A 25,566-nucleotide genomic window follows, 5' to 3' on the forward strand; every position below is an offset into this window, starting at 1 on the left:
AAGGATCTTGGTGATGTCATTGCGTTTGCCTGTCGCCAGCATGCTGGCCGCCGCTGTTGCTGTGCTCGCTACCGGCTGTGCGGCCACGCGCCCCGCTCCCGAGGCGGTCAGCGCCGCCTTCGCCGGCAAGTCCTACGTGCTGCTGGGCGAGGTCCACGACAACGCCGCCGCGCAGCAGCAGCGCCTGGCCGCGCTCACGCGCGCCATCGAGCAAGGCTGGCGCCCGGCCATCGCCATGGAGCAGTTCGACCGCGAGCGCCAGCCCGATATCGAGCGCGCCCGCCGCGAGCGCCCGCGCGATGCCGACTACCTGATCGCCCAGGCCGGCGGCGGTGCCTGGCAATGGCCGCTGTACCAGCCGGTGGTGGCGCTGGCGCTGCAGTACGACCTGCCGCTGGTGGCGGCCAACCTGTCGCGCGCCGACGCCGGCAAGATCGTGCGCGGCGGACTGGACAGCCTGTTCCCGGCCGGCGAGCGCCGGCAGCTGGGCCTGTCCGGTGCGCTGCCCGACGACCTCGTGGCCGCGCAGACGGCGGTGCTGGACCTGGGCCACTGCGGCAATTTCCCCAAGGCCATGCTGCCCGGGATGCTGGCGGCGCAGGCCGCGCGCGATGCGGTGATGGCGCAGACGCTGCGCCCCTACGCGCAGCGCGGCGCGGTGCTGATCGCCGGCAACGGCCACGTGCGGCGCGACATCGGCGTGCCGCGCTGGCTGGGGGCGGGCGTGGGGCAGGTGGTCAGCGTGGGGTATGTGGAAAACCCGCCGGCCGACGGCGAGTTCGACATGGCCGTGGTGGTGCCGGCGGTGGCGCGCAAGGACCCGTGCCTGCAGGCGAAGCCGGCGGGGTGAGACCCACAACAACGACCAGGCGCACGGTTTTGGATGCACCCAACCCGCCCGGCGCACCCAAAACCGCGCTCCTCTTACACGCAAGGGGGTAAACCCCGAGCCCTTTCCCGGCCGTTTGACAGCCTTTTGACAGTTTCCGCCGCCTAGAATCCGCCCCATGACCGGTAATTCCGGTCTGACGTTCACCAAAAGTCCAAGAACAGTCCCGGCCACGCCCCGCCGCGCCGGACAGGAGACAAGCACCGGCACTGCGCCTTGCGCGCAGTCCGCCAGGCTGTCTTCCCGTCCCCCGCAACGCAGTGGCAGCCGGAACGCCCGGGTCGGATCGCGGCTGCCAGCAGGCTGGCATGGCGCATCCCCGGTAACACCAGGAGACCGCTATGCGCCGTACCTATTCCCGCCTGGCCCATGCCGTGATGGCATCGGCCGCCGTTGCCGCCACCTTCGCCGCCGCGCCGGCCTTTGCGCTGGACAGCGTCAAGGTCATGATCGGCGCCAACCCCGGCGGCGGCTTTGACCAGACCGGCCGCTCGCTGGGCGCCGCGATGATTGCCGCGGGCCAGGCCAAGACCGCTTCATACGACAACAAGGGCGGCGCCGGCGGCACCATCGCGCTGACGCAGTTCGTCAATACCGACAAGGGCAACCCCAATGCGCTGATGGTGGTGGGCGCGGTGATGGTGGGCGCGATCGAGACCAACAAGCCGCCGGTCACGCTGAAGAACGCCACCCCGATCGCACGCCTGTTCGCCGACACCATGGTCATCACCGTGCCGGCCAGCTCGCCGATCAAGTCGATCAAGGACCTGACTACGCAGCTCAAGGCCAACCCGGGCAGCGTCAGCTGGGGCGGCGGCTCCAAGGGTTCGATCGACCACATCCTGGCCGGCCTGATCGCCAAGGAATCGGGCGTCGATCCCAAGAAGATCAACTACGTGCCGTTCCAGGGCGGCGGCGAAGCCTCGGCCTCGATCATGGGCGGCCACGTGACGGTGGGCATTGCCGGTGTGTCGGAATTCCTGCCCTTCATCAAGAGCGGCAAGATGCGCGCGCTGGCGGTGACCTCCAAGGACCGCACCGCCGATATCCCGACGCTCAAGGAGCAAGGCGTGAACGTCGAGATCTATAACTGGCGCGGCGTGTACGGCGCGCCCGGCATCAGCGCCGAGCAGCGCAAGGCCATGATTGACGCGGTGGTCAAGGCCACCGAGAGCCAGGCCTGGAAGGACACGCTGCAGAAGAATGACTGGACCCCGTTCCTGCTGACCGGCGACGAGTTCGGCAAGTTCGTCGACAGCGAATCGGCCCGCCTGGGCGGCTCGCTGCGTGAACTGGGCGTGGCCAAGTAAGTACTGCCGGCAGCACCCAAACCGGCAGTACCGCATCAACCTGCTTTACCTGTCGTGCCTGCCAACCCCGCCGGTGAACCCGGCGGGGGGAAAACGGCGCAGGGCCCGGTGTCCACCTGCGATACCAGACAAATAACCATATGTCGCCGGGCCCTGCCGCCGCGCGGGCAGCACCTGCCAGCGTCGCGGACGCCAGCACCCATGCTGGCGACAAAGGCCAAGGAGTCTCCATGAAACCCTCGCACCTCGCCATCGGCATTGCCGTGCTGGCGCTCTCGCTGTTTTTCTTCCTCGGGCTGTCCGGCATTTCCGGCGACGAGGGCTACGCCGGCCTGTCGCCGCGCTTCGTGCCCACGCTGGTGGCCGTCGGCCTGGCCGTGTGCGGCGCGCTGCTGACCTGGCAGGGCGTGCGCGGCGGTTTCCGCAACATGCCGGAAGAAGATGCCGAGCTGCCCAACGCGCCGCACAACTTCGGCGGCTTCCTGTGGGTGGCCGCGGGCCTGGTGCTGAACATGGCGCTGATAGGCACGCTTGGCTTCGTGATCGCTTCCACGCTGCTGATGGTGTGCGTGGCGCGTGGCTACGGCAGCCGCCGCATCGTGCGCGACGCGCTGATCGGCCTGTGCATCACGGTGCCGATGTGGGCGCTGTTTGAATTCCTGCTCGGCATCAACCTGCCGCTGCTGCCCATCGCCGGCTTCTGAGCCCGCCCGCCCGTCCAGCAAGGAGTCTTCGAATGGATACCCTGAACCAGCTGATGCACGGCTTTGCCGTGGCCATCACGCCGATCAACCTGATGTGGGCCCTGGTGGGCTGCTTCCTTGGCACCGCCATCGGCGTGCTGCCGGGCATCGGCCCCGCGCTGACGGTGGCGATGCTGCTGCCGCTGACCGCCAAGGTGGAACCGACCGCCGCGCTGATCATGTTCGCCGGCATCTACTACGGCGCGATGTACGGCGGCTCGACCACCTCGATCCTGATGAACACGCCGGGCGAGTCTTCCACCATGGTCACAGCCATGGAAGGCAACCTGATGGCCAAGAACGGGCGCGCCGGCCCGGCGCTGGCCACCGCGGCGATCGGCTCGTTCGTGGCGGGCACCATCGCCACGGTGATGCTGTCGATGTTCGCGCCGGTGGCGGCGGACGTGGCGCTGCAGTTCGGCCCGGGCGAGTACTTCATGATCATGCTGCTGGCCTTCACCACGGTCTCGGCCGTGCTGGGCTCGTCGCTGCTGCGCGGCATGACCGCACTGTTCCTGGGCCTGGGCATCGGCCTGATCGGCATGGATTCGCTGTCGGGCCAGACCCGCTATTCGATGAACGTGCAGGAGCTGTACGACGGCATCGACATCGTGGTGGTGGCGGTGGGCCTGTTCGCGGTGGGCGAGGCGCTGTTCAACGCGTTCTTCCCGCAGCCGGCAGGCACCTTCAACAAGCTCAGCTCGGTCCACATGAACAAGTCGGACTGGAAGCGCTCGATCCCGGCGTGGATCCGCGGCACCTTCATCGGCTTCCCGTTCGGGCTGATCCCCGCCGGCGGCGCCGAGATCCCGACCTTCCTGTCGTATGCCACCGAGAAGAAGCTGTCGGACCACAAGGAAGACTTCGGCAAGGTCGGCGCGATCGAAGGCGTGGCCGGCCCCGAAGCGGCCAACAACGCCGCAGTGACCGCGACGCTGGCCCCGCTGCTGACGCTGGGCATCCCCACCTCCAACACCACCGCGATCCTGCTGGCCGCGTTCCAGAACTACAACCTGCAGCCGGGCCCGATGCTGTTCCAGACCTCGGGCGACCTGGTGTGGGGCCTGCTGGCGTCGCTGTATATCGGCAACGTCATGCTGCTGGTGCTGAACCTGCCGGCGATCGGGCTGTGGGTGCGCATGCTGCGCGTGCCCACGCCGCTGCTGTACGGCGGCATCCTGATCTTCGCCGGGCTGGGCGCCTACGGCATCCGCCAGTCGTGGTTCGACCTGCTGCTGCTGTTCGTGGTCGGCCTGCTGGGCATGGTGATGCGCCGCTTCGACTTCCCCACCGCGCCGGTGATCGTGGGCATGATCCTGGGGCCGATGGCCGAGAAGCAGCTGCGCAATGCGCTGTCGATCGGCCAGGGCGACTGGACCCTGTTCCTGCGCCAGCCGATCTCGGCCACCATCCTGGCGCTGACCGTGGCGGTGGTGGTGATCCCGCGCCTGTTGCGCTGGCACGCGACCCGCACCTCGGCGCACGCGCAGGCCGACAACGCGGCCTGATGCACGCGATCTTGCGGTAAGCTTTGCGAGGCCCGCACGCCAATGGTGTGCGGGCCTCTTGTCTTTCGTCTCTCGTTTTCCAAAACAACAAGGCGCCGGCGCTTCCGTGCCAGGCCGCTGAACCATGCGTCTCTTCTCCAACCCCTGGCTGTCCGCGCTGCCCACGCTGGCGCTCGGGCTGGCCGCCGCCCTGCTCTGCTCCGCGCTGCATACCCCGCTGCCGTGGATGATCGGCCCGCTGCTGGCCGTGGCCGCCGCGCGCATGGCCGGGGCCGACCTGCGGGCGCCGTCGCAGGCCCGCAATGCGGGCCAGTGGGTGATTGGCGCGTCGCTCGGGCTCTACTTCACGCCGGACGTGGTGGCGCGGCTGGTGGAGTACCTGCCCTACATCATTGCCGGCTCGCTGTTCGCGCTGGTGCTGGGCGCGGGCGGTGCCATCCTGCTGCGGCGGACCACCGGCGTGGCCTTCAAGACCGCGTTCTTCTCCACCGCCATCGGCGGCGCCTCGGAGATGGCCAACCTGGCCGAGCGCAACGGCGCGCGCATCGACCAGGTGGCGGCCGCGCATTCGCTGCGGGTGCTGATGGTGGTGGTGACCGTGCCGGCCATCTTCCAGTACGGCGGCATCCACGGGCTCGACCCCTATATCCCCGGCCCGCGCGTGGTCAGCGCGCCGGGGCTGCTGGCGCTGGTCGCGATCACGCTGGGCGTGGCGCTGCTGGTGAAGCGGCTGAACATGCCCAACCCGTTCGTGATCGGCACGCTGCTGGCCGCGGCGGTGCTGACCGCGTCCGGGATCGAGCTGTCGGCCATCCCCACCTGGATGAGCCGTGCCGGCCAGCTGCTGATCGGGGTCTCGCTGGGGGTGCGCTTCTCGCGCGAGTTCCTGCATACCGCGCCGCGCTTCCTGTCGGGCGTGGCGCTGTACACGGTGATCGCACTGGTGGTGTCGGCGCTGTTCGGCTGGGGGCTGGCGGCGCTGTCGGGCGCGCACCCGGCCACGGTGATCCTGGGCACCACGCCGGGCGGCATTGCCGAGATGTGCATCACGGCCAAGGTGCTGGAGGTGGGGGTGCCGCTGGTGACCGCGTTCCACGTGATCCGGATGGCCTTCGTGGTGCTGGCCACCGGCCCCCTGTATCATTGCCTCAAACATCGCGTCGCGCCGGAGGAGACAGAGTAGCGGTCCGTCACAGGACGGCTACGGTGCGGCCAGCCAGAACCAGGAGCGCCATGTCCGAAGCCGCACCGCAATTCAGCCTCACCGATATCGATGCCACGCTGGAGCGCGTGCTGGCGCCATGGGTGCGCCAGCTCGGCCTGCGTGCCGAGGCCGTCGATGCCCAGGGCGTTACGCTGCGCCTGCCATTCAGCGAATCGTTCCGCCATGCGGGCGGCGTGGTCTGCGGCCAGGTGCTGATGTCCGCCGCCGATACCGCCATGATCGTCGCCGTGGCCAGCGCGCTGGGCGCGTTCCGCCCGATGACCACGGTCACGCTCACCACCAACTTCATGCGCCCGGTGATCGACGGCGACGTGCTGGTGCGCGCCAACGTGCTGCGCCTGGGCAAGACCGTGGTGTTCGGCGAGATCGAGCTGACTGGCACCGACGGCAAGCTGGCGGTGCAGGCCACCACCACCTACGCCCTGCTCTGATCCGCTCGCAACGCCAGCGTCCATGACTTCCGGCCACACCCATCCCTTCGACCAGGTCGTCTTTGCCGGCGGCGGCAACCGCTGCTGGTGGCAGGCGGGCTGGTGGGACACGGTCGCGCCGGAACTGGAGCTGCGCCCGCGCGTGATCGCCGCGATCTCGGCCGGTGCGGCGACGGCGTGCATGGTCTATGCGCACGACTCGCACCAGACCATGGACTACTACCGCGAGGTGCTGTCCAACAACCGCCGCAATGCCTACTGGGGCAACCTGCTGCGCAATGAGCGCGTGTTCCCGCACTACGGCATCTACCGCACCGCGCTGCTGACGATCTTCGCCGACGGGCGCCTCTCGCACCTGCAGCAGGCGCCGGAGATCCGCATCGGCGTGGCCCATATCCCGCGCTGGAGCGGCCCGCGCCTGGCGGTGGCAGCGGGGCTGCTGGCGTACAACATCGACAAGCATGTGCTCAAGACGCTGCACCCGCGGCTGGGGCGCAAGCTGGGCTTCCGGCCGGAGTTCGTGCGCGCGCAGGACTGCGATTCGCCCGAGCAGCTGGCCGACCTGCTGCTGCAGTCGGCCTCCACGCCGCCGTTCACGCCGGTGCTGCGCCGCGGCGGCCGCCCGGTGCTGGACGGCGGGCTGGTCGACAACGTGCCCGTGGACGCGCTCGATGCCACCCCGGGCAATGTGCTGGTGCTGGTGACAAGGCTGTATCCGCGCCCGCGCCGTTTCGTGCTTGAGCAAGGCGGCCAGCGCCGCCTGTACCTGCAGCCCTCGCAGCGCGTGCCGATCTCGAGCTGGGACTACACCCGGCCCGATGCCATGACGCACGCCTACGAGCTGGGCCGCCGCGACGGGGAAACTTTCCTGCGCGAGTGGCCGTCGATCCTGAATACCGAACTGCGGCCCGCTGCCTAGTGATTCGTTTGCTGGCGCTGGCCTGATTGTTGTCGATGCGGCCCGCGTGCCGCGACAGGAGGCATGGATGACTAAGCGCCAGACAACCCTCTCCGGAACGCAGGGGGCCAAGGAACCGCGGCGCGCCCGCGAGGTCAGCGCGGCGCCGCCGGTGGAGCAGGTGCCGCGCGTGCGCGACGGCCGCACGCGGCGCAACGACAAGGTGCGCAAGGCAGACCTGGTGGTGATCGGCGGCGGCTCGGGCGGCGTGGCCTGCGCGCGGCGTGCCGCCGCGCACGGCGCACGCGTGATCCTGGTCGAGCGCGATGCCATCGGCGGCACCTGCGTCAACCGCGGCTGCGTGCCCAAGAAGATGCTGTCCTACGGCGCCGGCTGGTCGGCCATCCTGTCGGGCTGCCTGTCGCATACCGGCGGGCGTGAGGACTGGCGCGATGCCATCGTGCGCGTCAATGCCGAGGTTGCGCGGCTGAATGCGGGCTACACCCAGCGCCTGCACGAATCCGGCGTGGAAATCCTGCGCGGCGATGCGCTGGTCACCGGCAAGGACGAAGTGCGCGTCGGCGACGAGACCATTCACGCGCGCCGCATCCTGATTGCCACCGGCGCGCGCCCGCGCGCGCTCGAAGTCCCCGGTGGCGAACTGGCCGCCAGTTCCGACGACGTCTTCACCTGGCAGACCGTGCCGGGTTCGATCGCGGTCATCGGCGGCGGCTACATCGGCGTGGAGCAGGCCTCGATCCTGTCGCGCTACGGCGTCAAGGTAGACCTGATCGTTGCCGGCGACCGGCTGCTGCCCCACTTCGACCACGACATCTCCCGGTCGCTGGCCGAGGCACTGACCGCGCGCGGCGTGCGCCTGCACCTGAACGCCAGGGTGCACCTGCTGAGCCAGGCCAACGGGGCCGTTGAAGTTTGCTACCGTCCCACCGACCGCCCGGGCCAGACCGAGGCTGTGCGCGCGCAGGCCGCGCTGGCGGCGATCGGGCGCATTTCCAACGTGCAGGGCTTCGGGCTCGAGGCGCTTGGCGTGGACTTTGGCGACAAGGGCGGCATCCGCGTGGACCGCCAGTTCCGCAGCAACGTGCGCGGCATCTACGCGCTCGGCGACGCCGTCGACGGCCTGCACCTGACCCCGGTGGCCACCGCGCAGGGCCGCTGGCTGGCCGACCGCCTGTACGGCCGGCGCGGCGAACGCGCCGATTTCGACTTCGTGCCCACCGCGGTGTTCTGCGAGCCCGCCATCGGCGCCGTGGGCCTGACCGAGGCCCAGGCGATCGCAGCCGCCGGCAAGCCCGATCGCATCCGCACCGTGGTCAAGCGCTTTGTCTCGCTGGAAAACCGCTTTGCCGGCACCTCCCACCAGTCGATGTTCAAGCTGGTGCTGAACGCGCGCAGCGGGCGCGTGCTCGGTGCGCACCTGATGGACGACGCCGCGCCCGAGATCGTGCAGACGCTGGCGGTGGCATTGCGGCTGGGCGTGCGCGAATCGCACCTGCAGACCACGGTGCAGCTGCATCCGACGGTGGCGGAGGAGTTATATGGTTAGGGGTTATTCGCCGATGGGCAGCTTCAGCACCGCGCGCACGCCGGTGCCCTGCAAGCCGTCGCCAAGCTCCACCGTGCCGCCAAAGCGCGCCGCCATCTCGCGCGAGATCGCCAGCCCCAGCCCGGAGCCCGGCTCCGCATTGCCGACGCGCCGGTAGAAGCGCGCGAAGACCTTCTCGCGCTCTTCGGCCGGAATGCCTGGCCCATCGTCTTCCACCACCAGGCAGGCGGTCTGGTCGGCGCGCGTGGCCGACAGCGTGATGCGGCTGCCGCGTGGCGAGTACTGGATCGCATTGTGGACCAGGTTGGCCAGCGCCTCGCGCAGCAGCGCGGGGTCGGCGCGCACCGGCAGCTTCAGCCCCGGCACCGGCTCCCAGCCGAAGTCCTGCTGCTTGCCGCGCGCCAGCGGCAGGTAGTCCAGCGCCACCTGCTCGGCCACGGTGACGGCGTCGATGATGTCGATGCCATCGGCTTCCTGGGCGGCTTCGCCGTGGTGCTGGCGTACCCGCGCCAGCGCCAGCAGCTGGTTGGTCAGGCGCGCGGCCTGCTCCAGCTGGGTGACGATGCCGCCCACGGCTTCGCCGGCGGCCTGGCGCGCGGCTTCGGGGTCGGGCGCGCGCAGCTGGCGCTGGGCGTATTCGGCCTGGGTCTTCAGGATGGCCAGCGGCGTGCGCAGCTGGTGCGCGGCGTCGGCGATGAACTGGGCCTGCGACTGCGCCATCGCCGCGGAGCGCGACACGTGCAGGTTGACCGCGTCGACCAGCGGGCGCACCTCGGCGGGCACGCGCTCGAACGTGAGCGGGGCCAGGTCGTCCGGCGAACGCGCTTCCACGTCGTCGCGCACGCGCGCCAGCGGGCGCAGCACGTAGGTGACGCCGCCCACCAGGATGCCGGCGCTCAGCAGGATCAGCAGCAGGTCGCGCGCCAGCGCGCTGCGCCAGACCGTGCCGATCAGCGTGGTGCGCGGCTCGGCGGTCTCGGCCACCTGGATGATCACGCGCATGCGCGCGTCCGGGCGGTATACCGGCCGCGCCATCGCGGCGATGCGCACGGCCTCGCCCAAATATTCGGCGTCGTAGAAGCGCGGCTGGTTGTTGACGAGGGTGCCGGCAGGCAGCGGCAGGTCGTCGTAGCCGGTGACGGTCTCGACCTGGCCGGCGCGCTCGGTCGACACGCGGTAGAACACATGGGTCTGCGCCGCGGTCTCGAACATCTCCATGGCGGCATCGGGCAGGGTCAGCTGGACGTTGTCGCCAGCCATGCCGATGGCACTGTCGATGGCGCGGATCGAGCCATAGAGCGAGCGGTCATAAGCCGTGTTGGCGGCGTCGCGCAGGGTGCCGTAGGTGAGCCAGGTGTCGATCGCCATCATCGCCGCCAGCGCCGGCACCAGCAGCAACAGCAGTTGCCGGCGCAGGCTGCCGCGGCGCCAGGACGGGACGCGATGGCGCCGCGCCATCTTCAGCGCCCGGCCTCGGGCTCCAGCAGGTAGCCGAAGCCGCGCAGGGTGACGATGGTGACGCCGTGCCCGGCCAGCTTCTTGCGCAGCCGGTAGACCAGCACCTCGATCGCGTCGGGGGAGACGTCGGCATCCAGCGAGAACACCTTGTCGAGCAGCTGCGCCTTGGTCAGCGGCTGGCCGCTGCGTGCCAGCAGCGCGCCCAGCAGGGTCGATTCGCGCGGGGTCAGCGCCAGCGGGGCGCCGTCCAGCGTGAAGCTGCGGGTCTCGCCGTCGAACACCAGCGTGCCGCACTGCAAGCGCGGATGCGCGCGCCCGCGGCTGCGGCGGATCAGCGCCAGCAGCCGCGCTTCCAGCTCGGCAATGGCAAAGGGCTTGGGCAGGTAGTCGTCGGCGCCCAGGTTCAGGCCGCGCACGCGTTCGTCCAGCGTGTCCTGCGCGGTCAGGATCAGCACCGGGGTGCGGTCGTCGCGCGCGCGCATGGACTTGAGCACGGCCAGCCCGTCCTTGCCGGGCAGGCGCAGGTCGAGCAGCACCGCGTCGTATTCCTCGGCCTGCAGGCGGGCCTCGGCCTGCAGCCCGTCGGCGACATGCTCGATCACAAAGCCGCCCTGCTCCAGCGCGCGGGCGACCCAGCGTGCCAGTTCGATTTCATCCTCCACCAGCAGGATGCGCATGCCGGTCTCCTCCTCTGCCGGTTTGGTCCATGTTTCAGTCGCGGCGGCGGAAAACGTCCGCACAACAGGGGGCTGCACCGATGGAGCGCGCCCGCCGCGGGCGCCTATAATACCCCCGCCCCGCTGGTCCCGGCGCGTGTTGTCCGTGCGCCCGCTCCCTTCCACAGGCAGTTCTTCCGTTTCCGACCACCGTGCCCACGCGTCCACCCCCGCCGTCCCTGCCGTGCGCTTGCGAGCCGCCTGCCTCGGGGCAGCGCCGCCGCCTGCTGGGCGCATCGCTGCTGGCCGGCGCCACCTTGCCGGCTGCGTGGCCCCTTCATGCCCAGTCTAGGCCCCCGGCGCCACCGCCGAGGTATCCGTCCGGGTATGACGCCACCATCGCCGGCGCCATGCGCGAAGGCATGGTCACGGTCTATGCATCGACCGACCTGAAAGTGGCGCAGCCGCTGATCGCCGCGTTCGAGGCGCGCTACCCGGGCATGCGCGTGCACTACCAGGATCTCAACACGATCGAGCTGAACCAGCGCTTCCTGGCCGAGACCGCGGCGCTGGGCGGCAGCCGGCCCGCGCCCGGTGCGGCCTTCGCCGACGTGCTGTGGAGCACGGCCATGGACCTGCAGATCAAGCTCGTCAACGACGGCCATGCGCAGCGCTACGCCTCGCCCGAGCGCGGCGGCCTGCCCGGCTGGGCGGTGTGGCGCGACGAGGCCTGGGGCACCACCTTCGAGCCCGCGGTGATCGTCTATAACCGCCACCACCTGGCCGGCATGCGCCCGCCGCGCAGCCGCAGCGGGCTGGCGCGGCTGCTGCAGGAGCACGCGCCGCGCTGGCATGGCAAGGTGGTGACGTATGACGTGGAGCGCTCGGGCGTGGGCTACCTGCTGGCGCAGCAGGATGCGCGCATGGGCAGCGAGTTCTGGTACCTGGCGCAGGCGCTGGGGCGCGCCGGGGTGCAGCTGTCGGCGTCCACCGCCGAGATGATCGAGCGCATCGCCAGCGGCGAGCTGGTGATGGGCTACAACCTGCTGGGTTCGTACGCGCTGTCGCTGATGGAGCGTGGCGCGGCCATCGACGTGATCGCCCCGCGCGACTACACCCTGGTGATGTCGCGGGTGGCGTTTATTGCCCGGCGCGCGCCGCGGCCCAATGCGGCGCGGCTGTGGCTGGACTACCTGCTCTCGCGCGAGGGCCAGGCGCTGCTCGCCAAGTCGACCTCGCAGCTCTATACCATCCGCACCGATACCGACAGCGTGCACACCGCGGCGGCATTGTCCGAGCGGCTGGGCTACGCGCTCAAGCCGATCAGCGTCGGCCCGGGCCTGCTGGCCGCGCAGGACGCGATGCGCAAGCGCGCATTCCTGGCGCGCTGGCGCGAGGCCATGCGCGGCTGAGCGCGCGGCTCAGGGGACCAGGTCGCCGGTATCGAGCCCGCCCGGCTGGCCGTTCGGGCAGGCCTGCTGGCACAGCGTGGACAGTTCCCGGTCCAGCGCCGCCATCGGGCGCGGCACGTAGCCGTGGCGCAGCGCCGGTGAGAACTTCAGGGTATCGATGAAGGCGTCGGACATGCGCTCGGCGTTGGCGTCGAGGTCGAAGTCCTGCGGCGAGAACAGCCAGTGCGCCAGCACCCCGCCGATGGCGGCATGGAAGGCGTTGACGGCCAGGTCCAGGTCCAGGTCGGCGGGCAGCTGGCCGCGCTCCAGGGCCAGGCGCAGGTGCTCGCGCATCTTGATCAGGCCTTCCTGGTGCGACTGGCGCTGGCGCTCGAAGATGGCGCCGTTGTCCTGCACCATTTCGCACTTGTGGAAGATGATCTCGAACACCCGGCGCCAGCGCGGGTTGACCACGGTCTGGCGCATCACATAGGCGCAGATGTCGCGGATGCCGCCGAGCGGGTCTTCCTGGCGCGCGAGCCGCTCGGGGTCGCACAGCGCTTCCACGGGCAGGTTGACGCGGTCGCACATGGCGGCGAACACATCGCTCTTGTTCTTGAAGTGCCAGTAGATCGCGCCGCGCGTGACACCCGCCGCCTCGGCGATGTCGGCCAGCGACGGGCGTGCCACGCCGCGGGCGTGGAACACGGCTTCGGCCGCGTCGAGAATCCGGTGGCGCGTTTCAAGCGCCTCTTCCTTGGTACGTCTGACCATTTTTGTCTCTGGTGCCGGCGGCATGACGCGATCGAGCCGTCATGGCCAGCCTTGTTAGTTCTCCCTGGGTGCGGCCCCCGCTGTGGCAGCCGCACGGGCCGGCGCACGCGCCGGCGGGTCGTTGTCGTCACATGCCAATGTGCTTGCAGCTTGCGAGCCGACACGACGGCGCGCATCCTAACCCGAGCCGGCGGTTTGCGCCGTGATTCCGAACGGGTAGGGAGGCAATTCGGACTGGCCGGTTGGGTTTGACCGGGGCCAGGATCCGTATTCCAGCGGCCCCGCTGCGCAGGTTGTGCGCCGAAAGGCCCTTCTGCAACATCGACTTAACATACATGCTTGAATGTATATATAATACGCGCTTGCCCGGCATTCGGCCAGCCGCCTTCTGTGACATACCCAGCACAGCTGGCAATCCCTGCCGCAGGCCAGCCGGTCATGAATCCAGTCGTTACATAAAAGCCACCGTTCGTCGCATTTGACATTGCGACGCCGCGAATTGTGGCTAGCATCACGCTTTTGTCCGCCGCAAACCGTGCGGCGGGCTGTGTCGTTTCCGTTTGTCGGATGACAGGTCGGGACGATGCGGCAGATCTCAAATTGCCATCATGGGGTTATCGATGAGGAAGTCCCAACGTATCCGTTGCGTTGCTGCCTATGCACTAGCGGCGCTGTCTGCCGTGGCGCTTGTTGCCTGTGGCGACAAGAAGGCCGAAGGCGGCGCTCCGCCCCCGCCGGAAGTGGGTGTGGTGACCGTGACGCCGTCGCCGGTCGCCGTCGTCAATGAACTGCCGGGCCGCCTGGAAGGCATACGCACGGCCGAAGTGCGTGCTCGCGTCGAAGGCATCGTGCTGTCGCGCAACTACACCGAGGGCGGCGAAGTGAAGGCCGGCCAGGTGATGTTCCGCATCGACCCGGCACCCTACCAGGCCACGCTGGCTTCGGCACAGGCCGCGCTGCAGCGCGCCGAGGCCAATGCCGTCTCGGCGCGCCTGAAGGCCGACCGCTACAAGCCCCTGGTGGCCGTCAACGCGGTCAGCAAGCAGGAGTACGACGACGCCGTGGCCTCCGCCGGCCAGGCCAACGCCGACGTGGCTTCGGCCAAGGCGGCGGTGCGCACCGCCCAGATCAACCTGGGCTACACCACCGTGACCGCGCCGATCAGCGGCCGCGCCGGCCGTGCGCTGGTGACCGAGGGCGCGCTGGTGGGCAAGGGCGAGGCGACCAAGCTGGCGCTGGTGGAGCAGGTCGACCCGATGTGGGTCACCTTCACCCAGCCGGCTTCGGAAGTCACGCGCCTGCGCCGCGCCATCGAGTCCGGCGTGGTCAAGGGCGTCAACGGCGGCGCCAACGTGCGCCTGTTCGTGGAAGACGGCCGCGAGTACGAGCACACCGGCAAGCTGCTGTTCTCGGACATGACGGTCGACCCGACCACCGGCGCGATCACGCTGCGCGCGCAGTTCCCGAACCCGAAGCGCGAACTGCTCTCGGGCACCTTCGTGCGCGTGAAGATCGAGCAGGGCGTGGACGAGAACGCACTGACCGTGCCGCAGCGGGCGCTGATCCGCGGCGCGCAGGGTGCCAGCGTGATGGTGGTGGGCACGGACGGCAATGTCGCGGCGGTGCCGGTCAAGGCGCCGCAGGCCATTGGCGACCGCTGGGTGGTGACCGAAGGCCTGAAGGGCGGCGAGAAGGTGATCGTCGAGGGCCTGCAGAAGGTCAAGGTCGGTGCGCCGGCCAAGGCGGTGCCGTTCAAGCCGGCCGGGGCCTCGGCACCGGCCGCGGCGACGGCCTCCGCCCCGGCGGCGCCGGCCTCGGCCCCCAAGGCCGAGGGCCCGCAGCAAGCCAAGTCTGACGCCAAGCAAGGCTGAACCCTGCCGTACCACCAATACGGCAAATACGGCTAGACCGCTAGACCAAGAGGGAGCCAGTTTATGGCCAAGTTTTTTATCGACCGGCCGGTGTTCGCGTGGGTGCTCGCGCTGATCATCATGCTGGGCGGCATATTGGCGATCCTGCAGTTGCCGATCGCGCAATATCCGAACATCGCCCCGCCGACGATCTCGGTCACCGCCACCTACCCGGGTGCGTCGGCCAAGACGCTGGAGGATTCCGTCACCTCGGTGATCGAGCAGGAGCTCAACGGCGCCCCTAACCTGCTCTACTACAACTCCACCAGCGAGTCGTCCGGCCTGGCGAGCATCACCATCGCCTTCGCGCCGGGTTCGAACGTCGACCTGAACTCGGTCGAAGTGCAGAACCGCCTCAAGCGCGTGGAAGCGCGCCTGCCGGCTGAAGTGCGCCAGCAGGGCGTGCGCGTGGACAAGGCCGGGAACAACTACATGATGTTCCTGACCGTGTCGTCCAAGTCCGGCACGGCTGACGCGATCCAGCTCGGCAACTATGTCTCGGCGCAGGTGATCGACTCGATCCGCCGCGTGCCGGGCGTGGGCCAGGCCGACCTGTTCGGCACCGAGTACGCCATGCGGATCTGGCTGGACCCGGCCAAGCTGACGGGCTACAACCTGACCCCGACCGACGTCACCGCCGCGGTGGGCGAGCAGAACATCCAGGTCGCCGTGGGCGAGCTGGGCGGCACGCCCTCGCCCAAGGGCACCGAGCTCAACGCCACCGTCACCACCGAAAGCCGCCTGACCACGCCTGAGCAGTTCGGCAACATCCTGCTGCGCACCAACCCGGATGGGTCCTCGGTGCGCATCAAGGACGTGGGCCGGGTGGAGCTGGGCGGCGCCGACTACTCGACCCAGGCCCGCACCAACGGCAAGCCGTCGGCGGCCATCGCCATCAAGCTGGCCCCGACCGGCAACGCGCTGGCCACGGCCACCGCGGTGCGCGCCAAGATGGAAGAACTGTCCAAGAACTTCCCGGCGGACTACCAGTACTCGGTACCTTACGACACCTCGGCCTTCGTCAAGATCTCGATCGAGGAAGTGATCAAGACCCTGCTCGAAGCCGTGGTGCTGGTGTTCCTGGTGATGTACCTGTTCCTGCAGAACTTCCGCGCCACGCTGATCCCGACTCTGGTGGTGCCGATCGCGCTGCTGGGTACGTTCGGCGCGCTGCTGGCGTTCGGCTTCTCGATCAACGTGCTGACCATGTTCGGCATGGTGCTGGCCATCGGTATCCTGGTGGACGATGCCATCGTGGTGGTCGAGAACGTCGAGCGGATCATGAGCGAGGAAGGACTCTCGCCACGTGAAGCCACGCGCAAGGCCATGGGCCAGATCACCGGCGCCATCGTCGGCATCACGCTGGTGCTGACCGCGGTGTTCATCCCGATGGCATTCTTCTCGGGCTCGGTGGGCAACATCTACCGCCAGTTCTCGCTGTCGCTGATCTCGTCGATGGCGTTTTCGGCGCTGCTGGCGCTGACGCTGACCCCGGCGCTGTGCGCGACGCTGCTCAAGCCCGTGGAAGCCGGCCATCACCATGAGAAGACGGGCTTCTTCGGCTGGTTCAACCGCACCTTCGCGCGTTCGGCCACCAGCTACCAGGGCGTGGTCGCGCGCATCCTCAAGCGCTCCGGCCGCTACCTGATCATCTACGCGGTCATCATCGTCGGCGTGGTGGTGCTGTTCAAGCGCCTGCCGTCGTCGTTCCTGCCCGACGAGGACCAGGGCTACATGATCACCGTGGTGCAGCTGCCCAACGGCGCCACCCAGGACCGTACCATCGGCGTGCTCAAGCAGATCGAGGACTACTACCTGCAGAAGGAAAGCAAGGTGGTTGACCAGATGATCACGGTGGCTGGCTTCTCCTTCTTCGGCCGCGGCCAGAACGGCGGTATCGCGTTCGTGCGCCTGAAGGACTGGAAGGAGCGCACCGGCGACGGCGAGACCGCGCAGGCGCTGGTCGGCCGTGCCTTCGGCGCGCTGTCGTTCATCAAGGACGCGATTATCTTCCCGCTCAACCCGCCGGCGATTTCCGAGCTGGGCAACTCCTCGGGCTTTGACTTCCGCCTGCAGGACCGCACCGGCCAGGGCCACGCCAAGCTGATGGAAGCGCGCAACATGATGCTCGGCATGGCCGCGCAGAGCCCGGTGCTGATGGGCGTGCGCCCCGAAGGCCAGGAAGATGCGCCGCAGCTGCAGATCGATATCGACCGCGAGAAGGCCAAGGCGCTCGGCGTCACGGTGGCGAGCATCAACTCGACGCTGTCGATTGCGTTCGGCTCGAACTACGTCAACGACTTCATCTATGAAGGCCGGGTGCGCAAGGTGATCGTGCAGGCAGAAGGCTCCGACCGCCGCCTGCCGGACGACCTGACCAAGCTGCGCGTGCGCAACAGCAACGGCGACATGGTGGCGTTTGCCGCGTTCGCGACCTCCAAGTGGGTGATGGGCTCGCCGCGCCTGGAGCGCTACAACGGCATGCCGGCGGTGAAGCTGGCGGGCCAGGCCGCGCCGGGCCGCAGTACCGGTGAAGCCATGCGCGTGATGGAAGAGAACTTCGCCAAGCTGCCGCCGGGTTTCGGCTTCGAGTGGTCCGGCCAGTCTTATGAAGAACGCCTGGCCGGCTCGCAGGAACCGATCCTGTACACGCTGTCGCTGATCATTGTGTTCCTGTGCCTGGCCGCGCTGTATGAAAGCTGGTCGATCCCGTTCTCGGTGCTGCTGGTGGTGCCGCTGGGCGTGCTCGGCGCGCTGCTCGGCGTGACGCTGCGCGGCATGCCCAACGACGTGTACTTCAAGGTGGGCCTGATCGCTACGATCGGCTTGTCGGCGAAGAACGCCATCCTGATCGTGGAATTCGCCAAAGACCTGCAGGCGCAGGGCAAGGGCCTGATCGAAGCCACGCTGGAAGCAGTGCACCTGCGTTTCCGCCCGATCCTGATGACGTCGATGGCGTTCATCCTGGGCGTGCTGCCGCTGGCGATCGCCACCGGTGCGGGGTCGGCCAGCCAGCGCGCCATCGGTACCGGCGTGATTGGCGGGATGATCACCGCCACGGTGCTGGCGATCTTCCTGGTGCCGGTCTTCTTCGTGGTGGTGCGCAAGCGCTTCAAGGGCAGTGCGCGCCAGCGCATGCTGGACCAGAAGTGGCACGAGCCGAAAGAGGAAATCTGAACATGACCAAGACTCTGACCACACTGCTGCTGGTGGCCGGCGTTCTGACGGGGTGCACGCTCGCGCCCCACTATGACCGCCCTGCCCCGCCGGTGGCAGACAGCTTCCCGGTGGCGCCCGAGGGCTACGCCACCGCCGAGGTGAAGAGCGGCGAGACCCGCCGCGCCGTCGACATCGGCTGGCGCGAGTTCTTCCGCGACCCGCGCATGCAGACGCTGATCGCGACCTCGCTGGAAAACAACCGCGACCTGCGCACCGCCGCGCTGCGCATCGAGGAAGCGCGCGCGCTGTACCAGGTGCAGCGCGCCGACCTGCTGCCCACGGTGAACGCGACCGGCGGCTACACCCGGGCCCGCACCACCGCTGCCCAGTCGGCAACGGTGCTCGGCCAGCCCGGCGTGACCGAGGTCTACCAGGTGGGCCTGGGCATCACGTCGTATGAGCTGGATTTCTTCGGACGCGTGCGCAGCCTGTCCAATGCCGCGCTGGCGCAGTACTTCGCCACCGAAGAGGCACGCCGCTCGGCGCAGATCTCGCTGGTGTCGGAAGTTGCCAAGGCCTACCTGGCCGAGCGCTCCTTCGCCGAGCAGTACGACCTGGCGCGCGACACGCTGAAGGCGCGTGAAAGCACCTACGGCCTGGCCAAGCAGCGTTTCGAGGCGGGCGCCACCTCGGCGCTGGACCTGCGCGACAACGAATCGCTGGTGGCGCAGGCCCGCGTGGCCGCGGCGCAGCTGGCGCGCCAGCGCGCGCAGGCGCAGAACGCGCTTGAAGTGCTGGTGGGCAAGCCCATCGGCAGCATCGAGAACCTTCCGGCGCCGGTGCGCCTGTCGGACGAGCGCATCATCAGCGACATCCCGGCCGGCCTGCCGTCGGAGCTGCTCGAGCAGCGCCCCGATATCCGCCAGGCCGAGCAGTTGCTGCTGTCGGCCAACGCCAATATCGGCGCGGCGCGCGCGGCGTTCTTCCCGCGCATCACGCTGACCGCCAGTGCGGGCACCATCAGCCCGACGTTCTCGGGACTGTTCGATGCTGGCACGCGCGCGTGGTCGTTTGCGCCGCAACTGGTGCTGCCGATCTTCGACTATGGCCGCAACCTGTCGAACCTGGACCTGGCCAATGTGCGCAAGAACATCCAGATCGCCAACTACGAGAAGACCATCCAGACGGCCTTCGCGGAAGTGGCCGATGCACTGGTGGCGCGCGGCACGCTGGAAGACCAGGTCACCGGCCAGGAAGAGGTGCGCAACGCGGAACAGGCACGTTATGAACTGGCGCGCCTGCGCTTCCGTAGCGGCATCGCCAGCTACCTGGACGAGCTCGATGCGCAGCGCCAGCTGTTCACTGCCGAGCAGGCGCTGATCCAGGCGCGGCAGCTGCGGCTGAACAATGCGATCGACTTGTACCGGTCGCTGGGCGGTGGCTTGCAGGAGAGCAGTCCGGTGGCGCAGCAGGGGACGCCTGCTACGTCGGGCACCGTCACGCAGTAAGGTCAGCCTGCAGCGCTTCCCGCGCCGCTGGTTTGCTCCCCTCTCCCGCAAGCGGGAGAGGGAGACCACAATCGGTCAATCAAGAACCAGCGGTACTGCCGCTGGCTTTTCTTCTTTCAGCCGTCAGAACTTGTACGAAGCCGCCAAAAAGAACACCAGCGGATTCGGCTCCAGCTTGGTCTTCGACGTCGACAGCACGGTCCCGTCGGCCGCCTTGATCGTCATCGTCGACGTCGTCTTCAGCGGGATATAAGTCACCGCCGCCGTCAGCCCCCAATGCTCGTCGAAGTTGTAGGTGCCGCCGATATTGAACACCGGCGCCCATGACGACGATGCATCCGCACTCACCGACGTCGGCCCCGGGATGCCCGCCCCCGCCGCCAGGATCGCGCCGAGGTTGTTGTTGACCGAACTCGCAAACGCCGGATTGACCTCGATGTTGGTAAAGAAGTTGTATGACACCCCCACCCCCAGGAACGGGCGGAAACGCGTGCCCGGATCGAGGAAGTGGTATTGCACCATCGCCGCCGGGCTCCACTGGCGTGCCTTGGTGACGATGGGGTTCAGCGACGGATCGCCCAGGCTCTGGCGCCCGAGCGCGCCGGCCGGGCCGGGCGGGATCAGTTCGCCGTGGCCGTAGAGCTTGAACTCCGGCGGGATGCCGCCCACCGCGGTGATCGCGATATGGTCGGAGACGAAGTGGCTGAAGGTCAGCCCCAGCGTATTGGCGTTGGATGACGAGATGCTGCTGCCCGGTGCGGTGAAGCTGGATGGCAGCCCGAGCGGGTAGTTGATCGGCACGTCGAGCAAGGTGGTGGTCAGCGGACCGCTCTGGCCGTGGGTCTGGATATGGAACCAGCCCGCGGATACCACGTTGTCGCCCTTCTTCTGGGCATGGGCAGGCAGGGCGAAGCTGGCCAGCGCGGCCAGCATCAGTGTGAGCGTGAGGCGTATGGTTTTCATCTTGTGTCCCCCGGCATTGGATGTCTCTGTATGGTCGAATCGTGGCGCAGTGGCCCGGGCTGCAATGGCCCGGGCCTGGTAGCGTGCTTACTGCACGAATGCGCCGACGGTGAAGTACGGGCCGCTGTCGCGCTGTTCCAGGAAGCCGAACACGCCGCCGGTGAACATCAGCTTGCCGGTCGGCGGCGAGCCTGCGGGTGCATCGCGCCGCGAAGTGCGGACCACGCCGGGCACCTGCTGCGAGAAGTCCAGCCGGTACGGGATGGCGAGCGACGCATCGTGCGGCCGGAACGGATCCATCATGGTGGCCGCGGCGCCGATCAGTGCCGTCACGCGGTAGTTGAAGTTGCTGTCGACGCCGACGTATTCGCCGTTGACCGTGCCCTCGCTGACCGCTACCGCCGGCGCCATCATGCCGATGCCGATCTCGTCGTCGGCACCAAGCGGGCCGTTGGCGAGCGTGTCATTGGCATAGCCCACGCGGATCATGATTGGCACCAGCTGGCCGCGCAGCTTGCCCACGATCAGGTAGGCCTTGCCCAGCGTGCCGCCCAGCGTGGGCGGCTGGCTCTCGGCCTTGTAGTTGGTCGACAGCAGCGCGCCGCTCGCCTGCGGCACGAAGTTGTTGCCCTTGCGCTCGCACGAGTTGGTGGCGTTGTCGCAGACGGTGAACGAACCATCGGCAGCCAGCGCCATGCGGTAGTCCTGCGCCACCAGCTGGAACTGCTTGGACGGCACCTCGTGGAAGCCCGTGCCGTTGTACTGGCCGGCAATCTTCGACAGGTCGGTCTCGGTCTGCGCGAAGCCGATGAACTGGAAATACGGGAAGGTGGTGTCCGGCACCGCGCCTGCGCCCAGCACGCCGTTGAACTGGATGCGCGCGCCCGGGATGGTGCCGCCCACCACGCCTTCGCCGACAAAGAGCTTGGCCGGACGGGTCGGATCGAGGCTGGCGCCGCTCAGCTCGAACGCGCACTGGTTAAGCTTCTCGGTCGGCAACCCCGTCTCCGCCTTCAGCGTGCCGCGCATCACGTTCTGCCCGTTGGTGGGGTCGCTGCGCGTGGGCTGCACGGTGCCGGTCTGGCGCGGCACCGAGGAATCCACGAAGGTCACCTGCCAGGTCTTTTTGGTGGTGTCGATCTGCACCTTCACCAGCTCGCCGGAGCCGGTGCCGCCGGTGAAGGTGGTGGTGTAGTCGAGCGATGCCGGGCACAGCCGCGTCTGCACCGCGGCCGGCGTGGACGGCGCGTCGTCGCCGCCGCCGCCACCGCAGGCGGCGAGCATGGCGGCGGCGGCCACGGCCAGCGCACGCGCCGGCACCGTGGATGGGCGCGAGGCCCGCGGCAGGATCAGTCGATGGGGTTGCATGGCGTGGTCTCCTCGGTCTTGTGTGTTCTTGGTGGACTCAGGGTGCTGCCAGCACGCCGACGCGGAAGGTCGGGCTGGCGCTGCCGGCGCCGGACAGGTGGCTGAACACCCGGCCGCTGGCAATCAGCGCACCGGTGGTGCCGCTGTTGTCGGTGGTGGCGATCATGCCCGGCGCGTTCTGCGTGAAGTCGAGCTGGAAGGCTCCGGTCTGGTTCATCGTCATCGGGTCCAGCAGCTCCACGCGCGCGCCCTTGACCAGCGAGGCGGTGTAGACAAAGTCGCTGCCCGAGCCGATATAGCCGCCGTCAAGCTGGCCGCTGGCCAGCGCCTTCGCCGGCGCCATCAGTGCCAGGCCCGATTCGTCGTCGACATTGACCGTCAGCGGCAGCAGCGAGATCTGCGCGTAGCCGGTGCGCACCAGCAGCGGCACCAGCGCGCCGTTGAGCTTGCCCACCACCATCAACCCCTTGGCGCGGCTGGCGTTGTTGCTGGTGATGGCCGCACTCTGGAACGACGGGTAACGGCGGCTGCCATCGGCATTGCTGCTTTCGAAGGCGCCATCGGCGCTGCGCAGCTTCCAGCTGTTGCCGGTGCTGAGGCAGCTGCCGGCCGCGGCGGTGCAGCTGCCGTCGGCGTTCAGCGTCTCGGTGGTCTGCGCGGTCGCGGGCGTGAAGTGGCTCGACGAAGTCAGCGAGCCGCCGGACGGCACCTGGTGGTAGCCCAGCAGGTTGTAGCTGCCGGCCACCTTGGTGAAGTCGGTCTCGGTCTGCGCGAATGCCAGCACCGGGTAGAACGGGAACGTGGTGGCCGGGATCGCGCCCAGCCCGAGCACGCCCGGATAGGAGATGGTGGCACCCGGGATGCCGCCGCCGGCAACGCCGTTGCCCAGGAAGATCACCGGCGGCTTCGCGCTGTCGATATTCGCCTGCGAGGTGCCGTCAGACGCCGTTGCTGTCTGCAGCGCAACCGCGCAGCGGTTCTGCTCGGCGGTCGGCAGCGAGGTCAGGTTGGCGAAGGTGCCGGTGAAAGTCACGCCTGCACGCGTCGGGCTGACGCTGCCGGGTTGCTTGGGCACCGGCGACTCGATGATCTCCAGCTGGTAGGTGCGGGCCGCGGTGTCGAAGCGCAGCTTGACCAGTTCGCCCGCGCCGGAGCCGCCGGTGAAGGTGGTGCTGTAGTCCAGTGCCGCCGGGCACAACGACCCCGGCGGGCCGCCGATGGTGACCGGCCCCTGCGCGGGGCACGTGCCCGTGTCAGCGCATTGCGGTGCCTGCGTGCCGGCGCGCGGCGCCTCTTCATCGCCGCCGCCGCCACCGCAGCCGGCCAGCGCCGCGGCAAGGCTCACCCCTGTCAAAACCAAAGTACTGCGTCGAAGCATCGACATGGTCATTGCCTGTCTCCTGATTTTTTCTTGGCGACCCCTGTTTCTGGATCTGGTGTCCGGCTCTGCGGCCGGATCCCTCCCGGGTGCGGCGACTCTCGCCGCTCGCGTGTTTTTGCGTCAATAGAGCGGCCGTTCCAAACAGGCGCGCCTGGCGTGCATGCCGCATGTGGCTGTGGATTGCGGGTGTTGCACGGACTGCGCGGCAAAGCGGCGCGGCCACCGATTCAAACGCACGGTGCGCGCCGCTTTGCCGATATCAGAAGCGATAGTCAGGATTGGCCGGATCGAACGCCGAGGCCTCGAAGGTCTTGCGCACCAGCTTGTCGAACACGATCTTCTCGACCATGTTGCCGTCGGCATCCCAGGCCGTTTCCACGCGGATATAGGGATGCTTCAGGTCCAGCATCAGCTGCACCTTCTTGGCGTAGTACTGCGGCGCGCCGGCCGGCAGGTCCCAGGTCAGCGCCACCATGCGCACGCCCTGCTCCTGCACGATCTCGGCCTTGCTGTATTTCTCGGACAGGCCGGCGGCACGCAGGGACCTGGCATCGCGCTCCAGCATCGACAGCACGAACTGGAAGCCCAGGTCGCGCACGGTGTGGTTGGACTGCGAACGCGCCAGCGTGCCGTCCAGCGCGATCCACATCGAGGTGAAGCCCAGCACGCCGCCCAGGTGGCCGTACATCTCGTCCTTGCGGCGGGTCTCGTCGTAGATGATTTCCTGGCCCGACTGCGCGCCGCCGGGCAGCCACTTGGCATAGAGCTGGCGCGGCTGGTGGCGGTAGCGGATCTGCATCTTGGCGGGCTGGTCCTGCCACTGGTTGTTGAGCCGCTCCTGGCGCGACATCCAGTACTCGTACTCGGGATAGCGGTTCATCTCGGCACGGGCCCATTTCAGCAGCGCATCCGGCTGCAGCGCCTGGAACACGGCCAGCACCTGCTCATCGGACAGCCGCGCGAGTTCGCCGCTGGCGACCTGGCGCGAGAACAGTGCGGCTTGCTGTGCGGATGTTTGGCCGTCATAGCCCGTGCCCGCGGCGGCGGTGGTTGTGGCCGTCTGGGCCATGGCCACGGGGGGCATGGCCAGCGGTGCGGCCAGCAGTCCGATGACGGCACCGGCGACGGCGGCAAGGTAAAGCGGTTGGATCGACATGGCAGCTTCCTCCTCAAGATGTCCGCCAGGAGGCGGAGCGCGGGCAACGCAGGGACGAACGGGGCCACCGCCGCGCCCTTGGAAAATCCGATAAGGCGCACGGGGTCCGCGGGGCCTGTGCGTGGCCTCGCTGGATGGATCGACGGTTCAGGTTTGCGTGAGCGCGGTGGCGCCGGCCCGGCGGTAACCGGGCGCGGCGCGCGCCGCTATGTCCTGGTGCGCATTCGCATCCAGTCATCCAGCGGGTTGCTGGGGAAGCTCACGGTCTGCTCGCGCGCGCGGACCGGCATGCTGGTCACGGCTGCGCGTTTGGTGCCCTCATTGCGCACGGTGCGTGCGCTGATGCGGGCCTTGCCGAGGGCGGCGGCGGTCTGGCTGGCCGCATCGCCCATCGTTGCCGCCATTGCGGCATAACTGGCACCCGGGTCATCGGCAGACTGCGCAGCGGCCAGCCTGCTGGCGCGCTGCTCGGCCTGCTGCTGCTCGCCGAGCTCGAACACCGACTGCAGCGCCGAGAACTCATCCGCGCTGGGTTGCGCCACGTTCAGCACGGCTTCCACCATGGCGGTGAGCTGGGCCAGCACGTGCGCATCGCTCATCTGCCGGCCCTGCGTGAACGCCGGCAGCAGGTTGGTGAGTTCTTCGCCGGCCAGCACGCCGGCCAGCGCCTTGAGCGCAAACTGCAGGCGCCAGCCGAGCTCATGCCGCGGCAGCCCCGGAATGGCGCGCGAGAAGGCGTCGAAGAAGCGCCCGTACACCGGGGCGTAGTGCTCCAGCAGGTATTGCTGGATAAAGGGCGAGGTGTCCGAATACACGCGCCCGAGCAGCCGCAGGAACGACGGCCCGCCCACCGACGGGTCGCGTGCCATCTGCAGCGCGGGCACGAACAGCGCACCCATCACGTGTTCGCAGCGGATGCTGTTGCCGGGCCAGCGCGCTTCGCACGCATCGAGCAGCGCCAGGCGCCGCGCGTTGAGCGGGTCCAGCCGCCGGCTCAGCACGGCGTGCATCATGATGTCTTTGCTGCGGAAGTGGTAGTTCACGGCGGCCAGGTTGACGATGGCGCGCGACGTGACCTGCCTGAGCGAGGTGGCTTCATAGCCGACCTCGGTAAACAGCTTTTCCGTGGCGTCGAGAATCCGGGCCTTGGTGTCTCCTGCCGAGCTTTTGCCGGTCTTCATGGGGGCGTCTCTCTTCGTTGCTGCCGTAAACCCCTTAGCAATTTGCTACGCTGTTCCGCTCCCTGCTCTGACGGCATACGGATGCTTGAA

20 protein-coding genes are annotated in these 25,566 nt (G+C 68.6%); 12 read left to right on the forward strand and 8 right to left on the reverse strand.

Annotated elements, in window-relative coordinates; translation table 11 throughout:
• Nucleotides 1–13: 13 nt before the first annotated feature.
• From AC3WLE_RS14515 to AC3WLE_RS14550, 8 genes are all read left to right on the forward strand, one after another.
• Entirely contained in the window at nt 14–850 is an 837-nt protein-coding gene (locus tag AC3WLE_RS14515) for a ChaN family lipoprotein (protein WP_492356863.1), read from the forward strand.
• A 380-nt stretch (nt 851–1,230) separates the two neighbouring features.
• Nucleotides 1,231–2,199, forward strand: coding sequence for a Bug family tripartite tricarboxylate transporter substrate binding protein (locus tag AC3WLE_RS14520; RefSeq protein ID WP_492321335.1), 969 nt, complete (start codon nt 1,231–1,233; stop codon nt 2,197–2,199).
• A gap of 230 nt (nt 2,200–2,429) precedes the next feature.
• Nucleotides 2,430–2,903 carry a tripartite tricarboxylate transporter TctB family protein gene (locus tag AC3WLE_RS14525; RefSeq protein ID WP_492321334.1) on the forward strand — a complete coding sequence of 158 codons (474 nt, stop codon included), beginning with the start codon at nt 2,430–2,432 and terminating at the stop codon, nt 2,901–2,903.
• A gap of 32 nt (nt 2,904–2,935) precedes the next feature.
• Nucleotides 2,936–4,450 carry a tripartite tricarboxylate transporter permease gene (locus AC3WLE_RS14530; protein ID WP_010811346.1) on the forward strand — a complete coding sequence of 505 codons (1,515 nt, stop codon included), beginning with the start codon at nt 2,936–2,938 and terminating at the stop codon, nt 4,448–4,450.
• A gap of 124 nt (nt 4,451–4,574) precedes the next feature.
• Nucleotides 4,575–5,633, forward strand: coding sequence for an AbrB family transcriptional regulator (locus AC3WLE_RS14535; protein WP_492352297.1), 1,059 nt, complete (start codon nt 4,575–4,577; stop codon nt 5,631–5,633).
• Nucleotides 5,634–5,683: 50 nt separating this feature from the next.
• Nucleotides 5,684–6,106, forward strand: coding sequence for a PaaI family thioesterase (locus tag AC3WLE_RS14540; RefSeq protein WP_010811348.1), 423 nt, complete (start codon nt 5,684–5,686; stop codon nt 6,104–6,106).
• Between the two features lie 22 nt (nt 6,107–6,128).
• Nucleotides 6,129–7,025, forward strand: a complete 897-nt coding sequence (locus AC3WLE_RS14545; protein ID WP_492321331.1) for a patatin-like phospholipase family protein — start codon at nt 6,129–6,131, stop codon at nt 7,023–7,025.
• Between the two features lie 67 nt (nt 7,026–7,092).
• The gene (locus tag AC3WLE_RS14550) at nt 7,093–8,571 is read left to right on the forward strand and encodes a dihydrolipoyl dehydrogenase family protein (protein WP_492356864.1); all 1,479 of its coding nucleotides are present in this window, start codon (nt 7,093–7,095) and stop codon (nt 8,569–8,571) included.
• Between the two features lie 3 nt (nt 8,572–8,574).
• On the opposite strand, the gene AC3WLE_RS14555 is transcribed toward AC3WLE_RS14550, so the two are convergent.
• Both AC3WLE_RS14555 and AC3WLE_RS14560 read right to left on the reverse strand, forming a co-directional pair.
• Nucleotides 8,575–10,029 (reverse strand): sensor histidine kinase, encoded by a 1,455-nt coding sequence (locus AC3WLE_RS14555; protein ID WP_492356865.1) that lies wholly within the window; start codon nt 10,027–10,029, stop codon nt 8,575–8,577.
• A gap of 2 nt (nt 10,030–10,031) precedes the next feature.
• The gene (locus AC3WLE_RS14560; RefSeq protein ID WP_010811352.1) at nt 10,032–10,706 is read right to left on the reverse strand and encodes a response regulator; all 675 of its coding nucleotides are present in this window, start codon (nt 10,704–10,706) and stop codon (nt 10,032–10,034) included.
• Between the two features lie 296 nt (nt 10,707–11,002).
• On the opposite strand from AC3WLE_RS14560, the gene AC3WLE_RS14565 reads away from it, so the two are divergent.
• On the forward strand, nt 11,003–12,097 hold the full coding sequence (locus AC3WLE_RS14565) for an ABC transporter substrate-binding protein (RefSeq protein WP_492356897.1): 1,095 nt from the start codon (nt 11,003–11,005) through the stop codon (nt 12,095–12,097).
• A gap of 9 nt (nt 12,098–12,106) precedes the next feature.
• Here AC3WLE_RS14565 and AC3WLE_RS14570 read toward each other — a convergent pair whose 3' ends face one another.
• On the reverse strand, nt 12,107–12,850 hold the full coding sequence (locus AC3WLE_RS14570) for a TetR family transcriptional regulator (protein ID WP_492321328.1): 744 nt from the start codon (nt 12,848–12,850) through the stop codon (nt 12,107–12,109).
• 620 nt (nt 12,851–13,470) lie between these two features.
• On the opposite strand from AC3WLE_RS14570, the gene AC3WLE_RS14575 reads away from it, so the two are divergent.
• The 3 genes from AC3WLE_RS14575 (at nt 13,471) to AC3WLE_RS14585 (ending at nt 19,427) form a co-directional block, all read left to right on the forward strand.
• A complete protein-coding gene (locus AC3WLE_RS14575) occupies nt 13,471–14,721 on the forward strand; it encodes an efflux RND transporter periplasmic adaptor subunit (protein ID WP_492321327.1) in 1,251 nt (416 codons plus the stop codon).
• A 63-nt stretch (nt 14,722–14,784) separates the two neighbouring features.
• Nucleotides 14,785–17,937 carry an efflux RND transporter permease subunit gene (locus AC3WLE_RS14580; RefSeq protein WP_492321326.1) on the forward strand — a complete coding sequence of 1,051 codons (3,153 nt, stop codon included), beginning with the start codon at nt 14,785–14,787 and terminating at the stop codon, nt 17,935–17,937.
• A 2-nt stretch (nt 17,938–17,939) separates the two neighbouring features.
• Nucleotides 17,940–19,427 (forward strand): efflux transporter outer membrane subunit, encoded by a 1,488-nt coding sequence (locus AC3WLE_RS14585; RefSeq protein WP_492352305.1) that lies wholly within the window; start codon nt 17,940–17,942, stop codon nt 19,425–19,427.
• A 123-nt stretch (nt 19,428–19,550) separates the two neighbouring features.
• On the opposite strand, the gene AC3WLE_RS14590 is transcribed toward AC3WLE_RS14585, so the two are convergent.
• The 5 genes from AC3WLE_RS14590 to AC3WLE_RS14610 all read right to left on the reverse strand — a co-directional run bounded on the left by AC3WLE_RS14590 (nt 19,551) and on the right by AC3WLE_RS14610 (nt 25,476).
• Nucleotides 19,551–20,390 (reverse strand): OmpW/AlkL family protein, encoded by an 840-nt coding sequence (locus tag AC3WLE_RS14590; RefSeq protein WP_492321324.1) that lies wholly within the window; start codon nt 20,388–20,390, stop codon nt 19,551–19,553.
• An 87-nt stretch (nt 20,391–20,477) separates the two neighbouring features.
• Nucleotides 20,478–21,758, reverse strand: a complete 1,281-nt coding sequence (locus AC3WLE_RS14595; protein ID WP_492356866.1) for a DUF2957 domain-containing protein — start codon at nt 21,756–21,758, stop codon at nt 20,478–20,480.
• A 37-nt stretch (nt 21,759–21,795) separates the two neighbouring features.
• Complete coding sequence (locus AC3WLE_RS14600) at nt 21,796–23,148, reverse strand: DUF2957 domain-containing protein (protein ID WP_492356867.1); 1,353 nt, start codon at nt 23,146–23,148, stop codon at nt 21,796–21,798.
• A gap of 250 nt (nt 23,149–23,398) precedes the next feature.
• Nucleotides 23,399–24,295: a DUF1571 domain-containing protein gene (locus tag AC3WLE_RS14605; protein WP_492321321.1), complete on the reverse strand. Its 897-nt coding sequence runs from the start codon at nt 24,293–24,295 to the stop codon at nt 23,399–23,401.
• A 206-nt stretch (nt 24,296–24,501) separates the two neighbouring features.
• Nucleotides 24,502–25,476 carry a TetR/AcrR family transcriptional regulator gene (locus AC3WLE_RS14610; protein ID WP_492321320.1) on the reverse strand — a complete coding sequence of 325 codons (975 nt, stop codon included), beginning with the start codon at nt 25,474–25,476 and terminating at the stop codon, nt 24,502–24,504.
• Nucleotides 25,477–25,566: the final 90 nt, after the last annotated feature.

This window comes from Cupriavidus sp. FW306-1B-F12B (assembly GCF_058781795.1).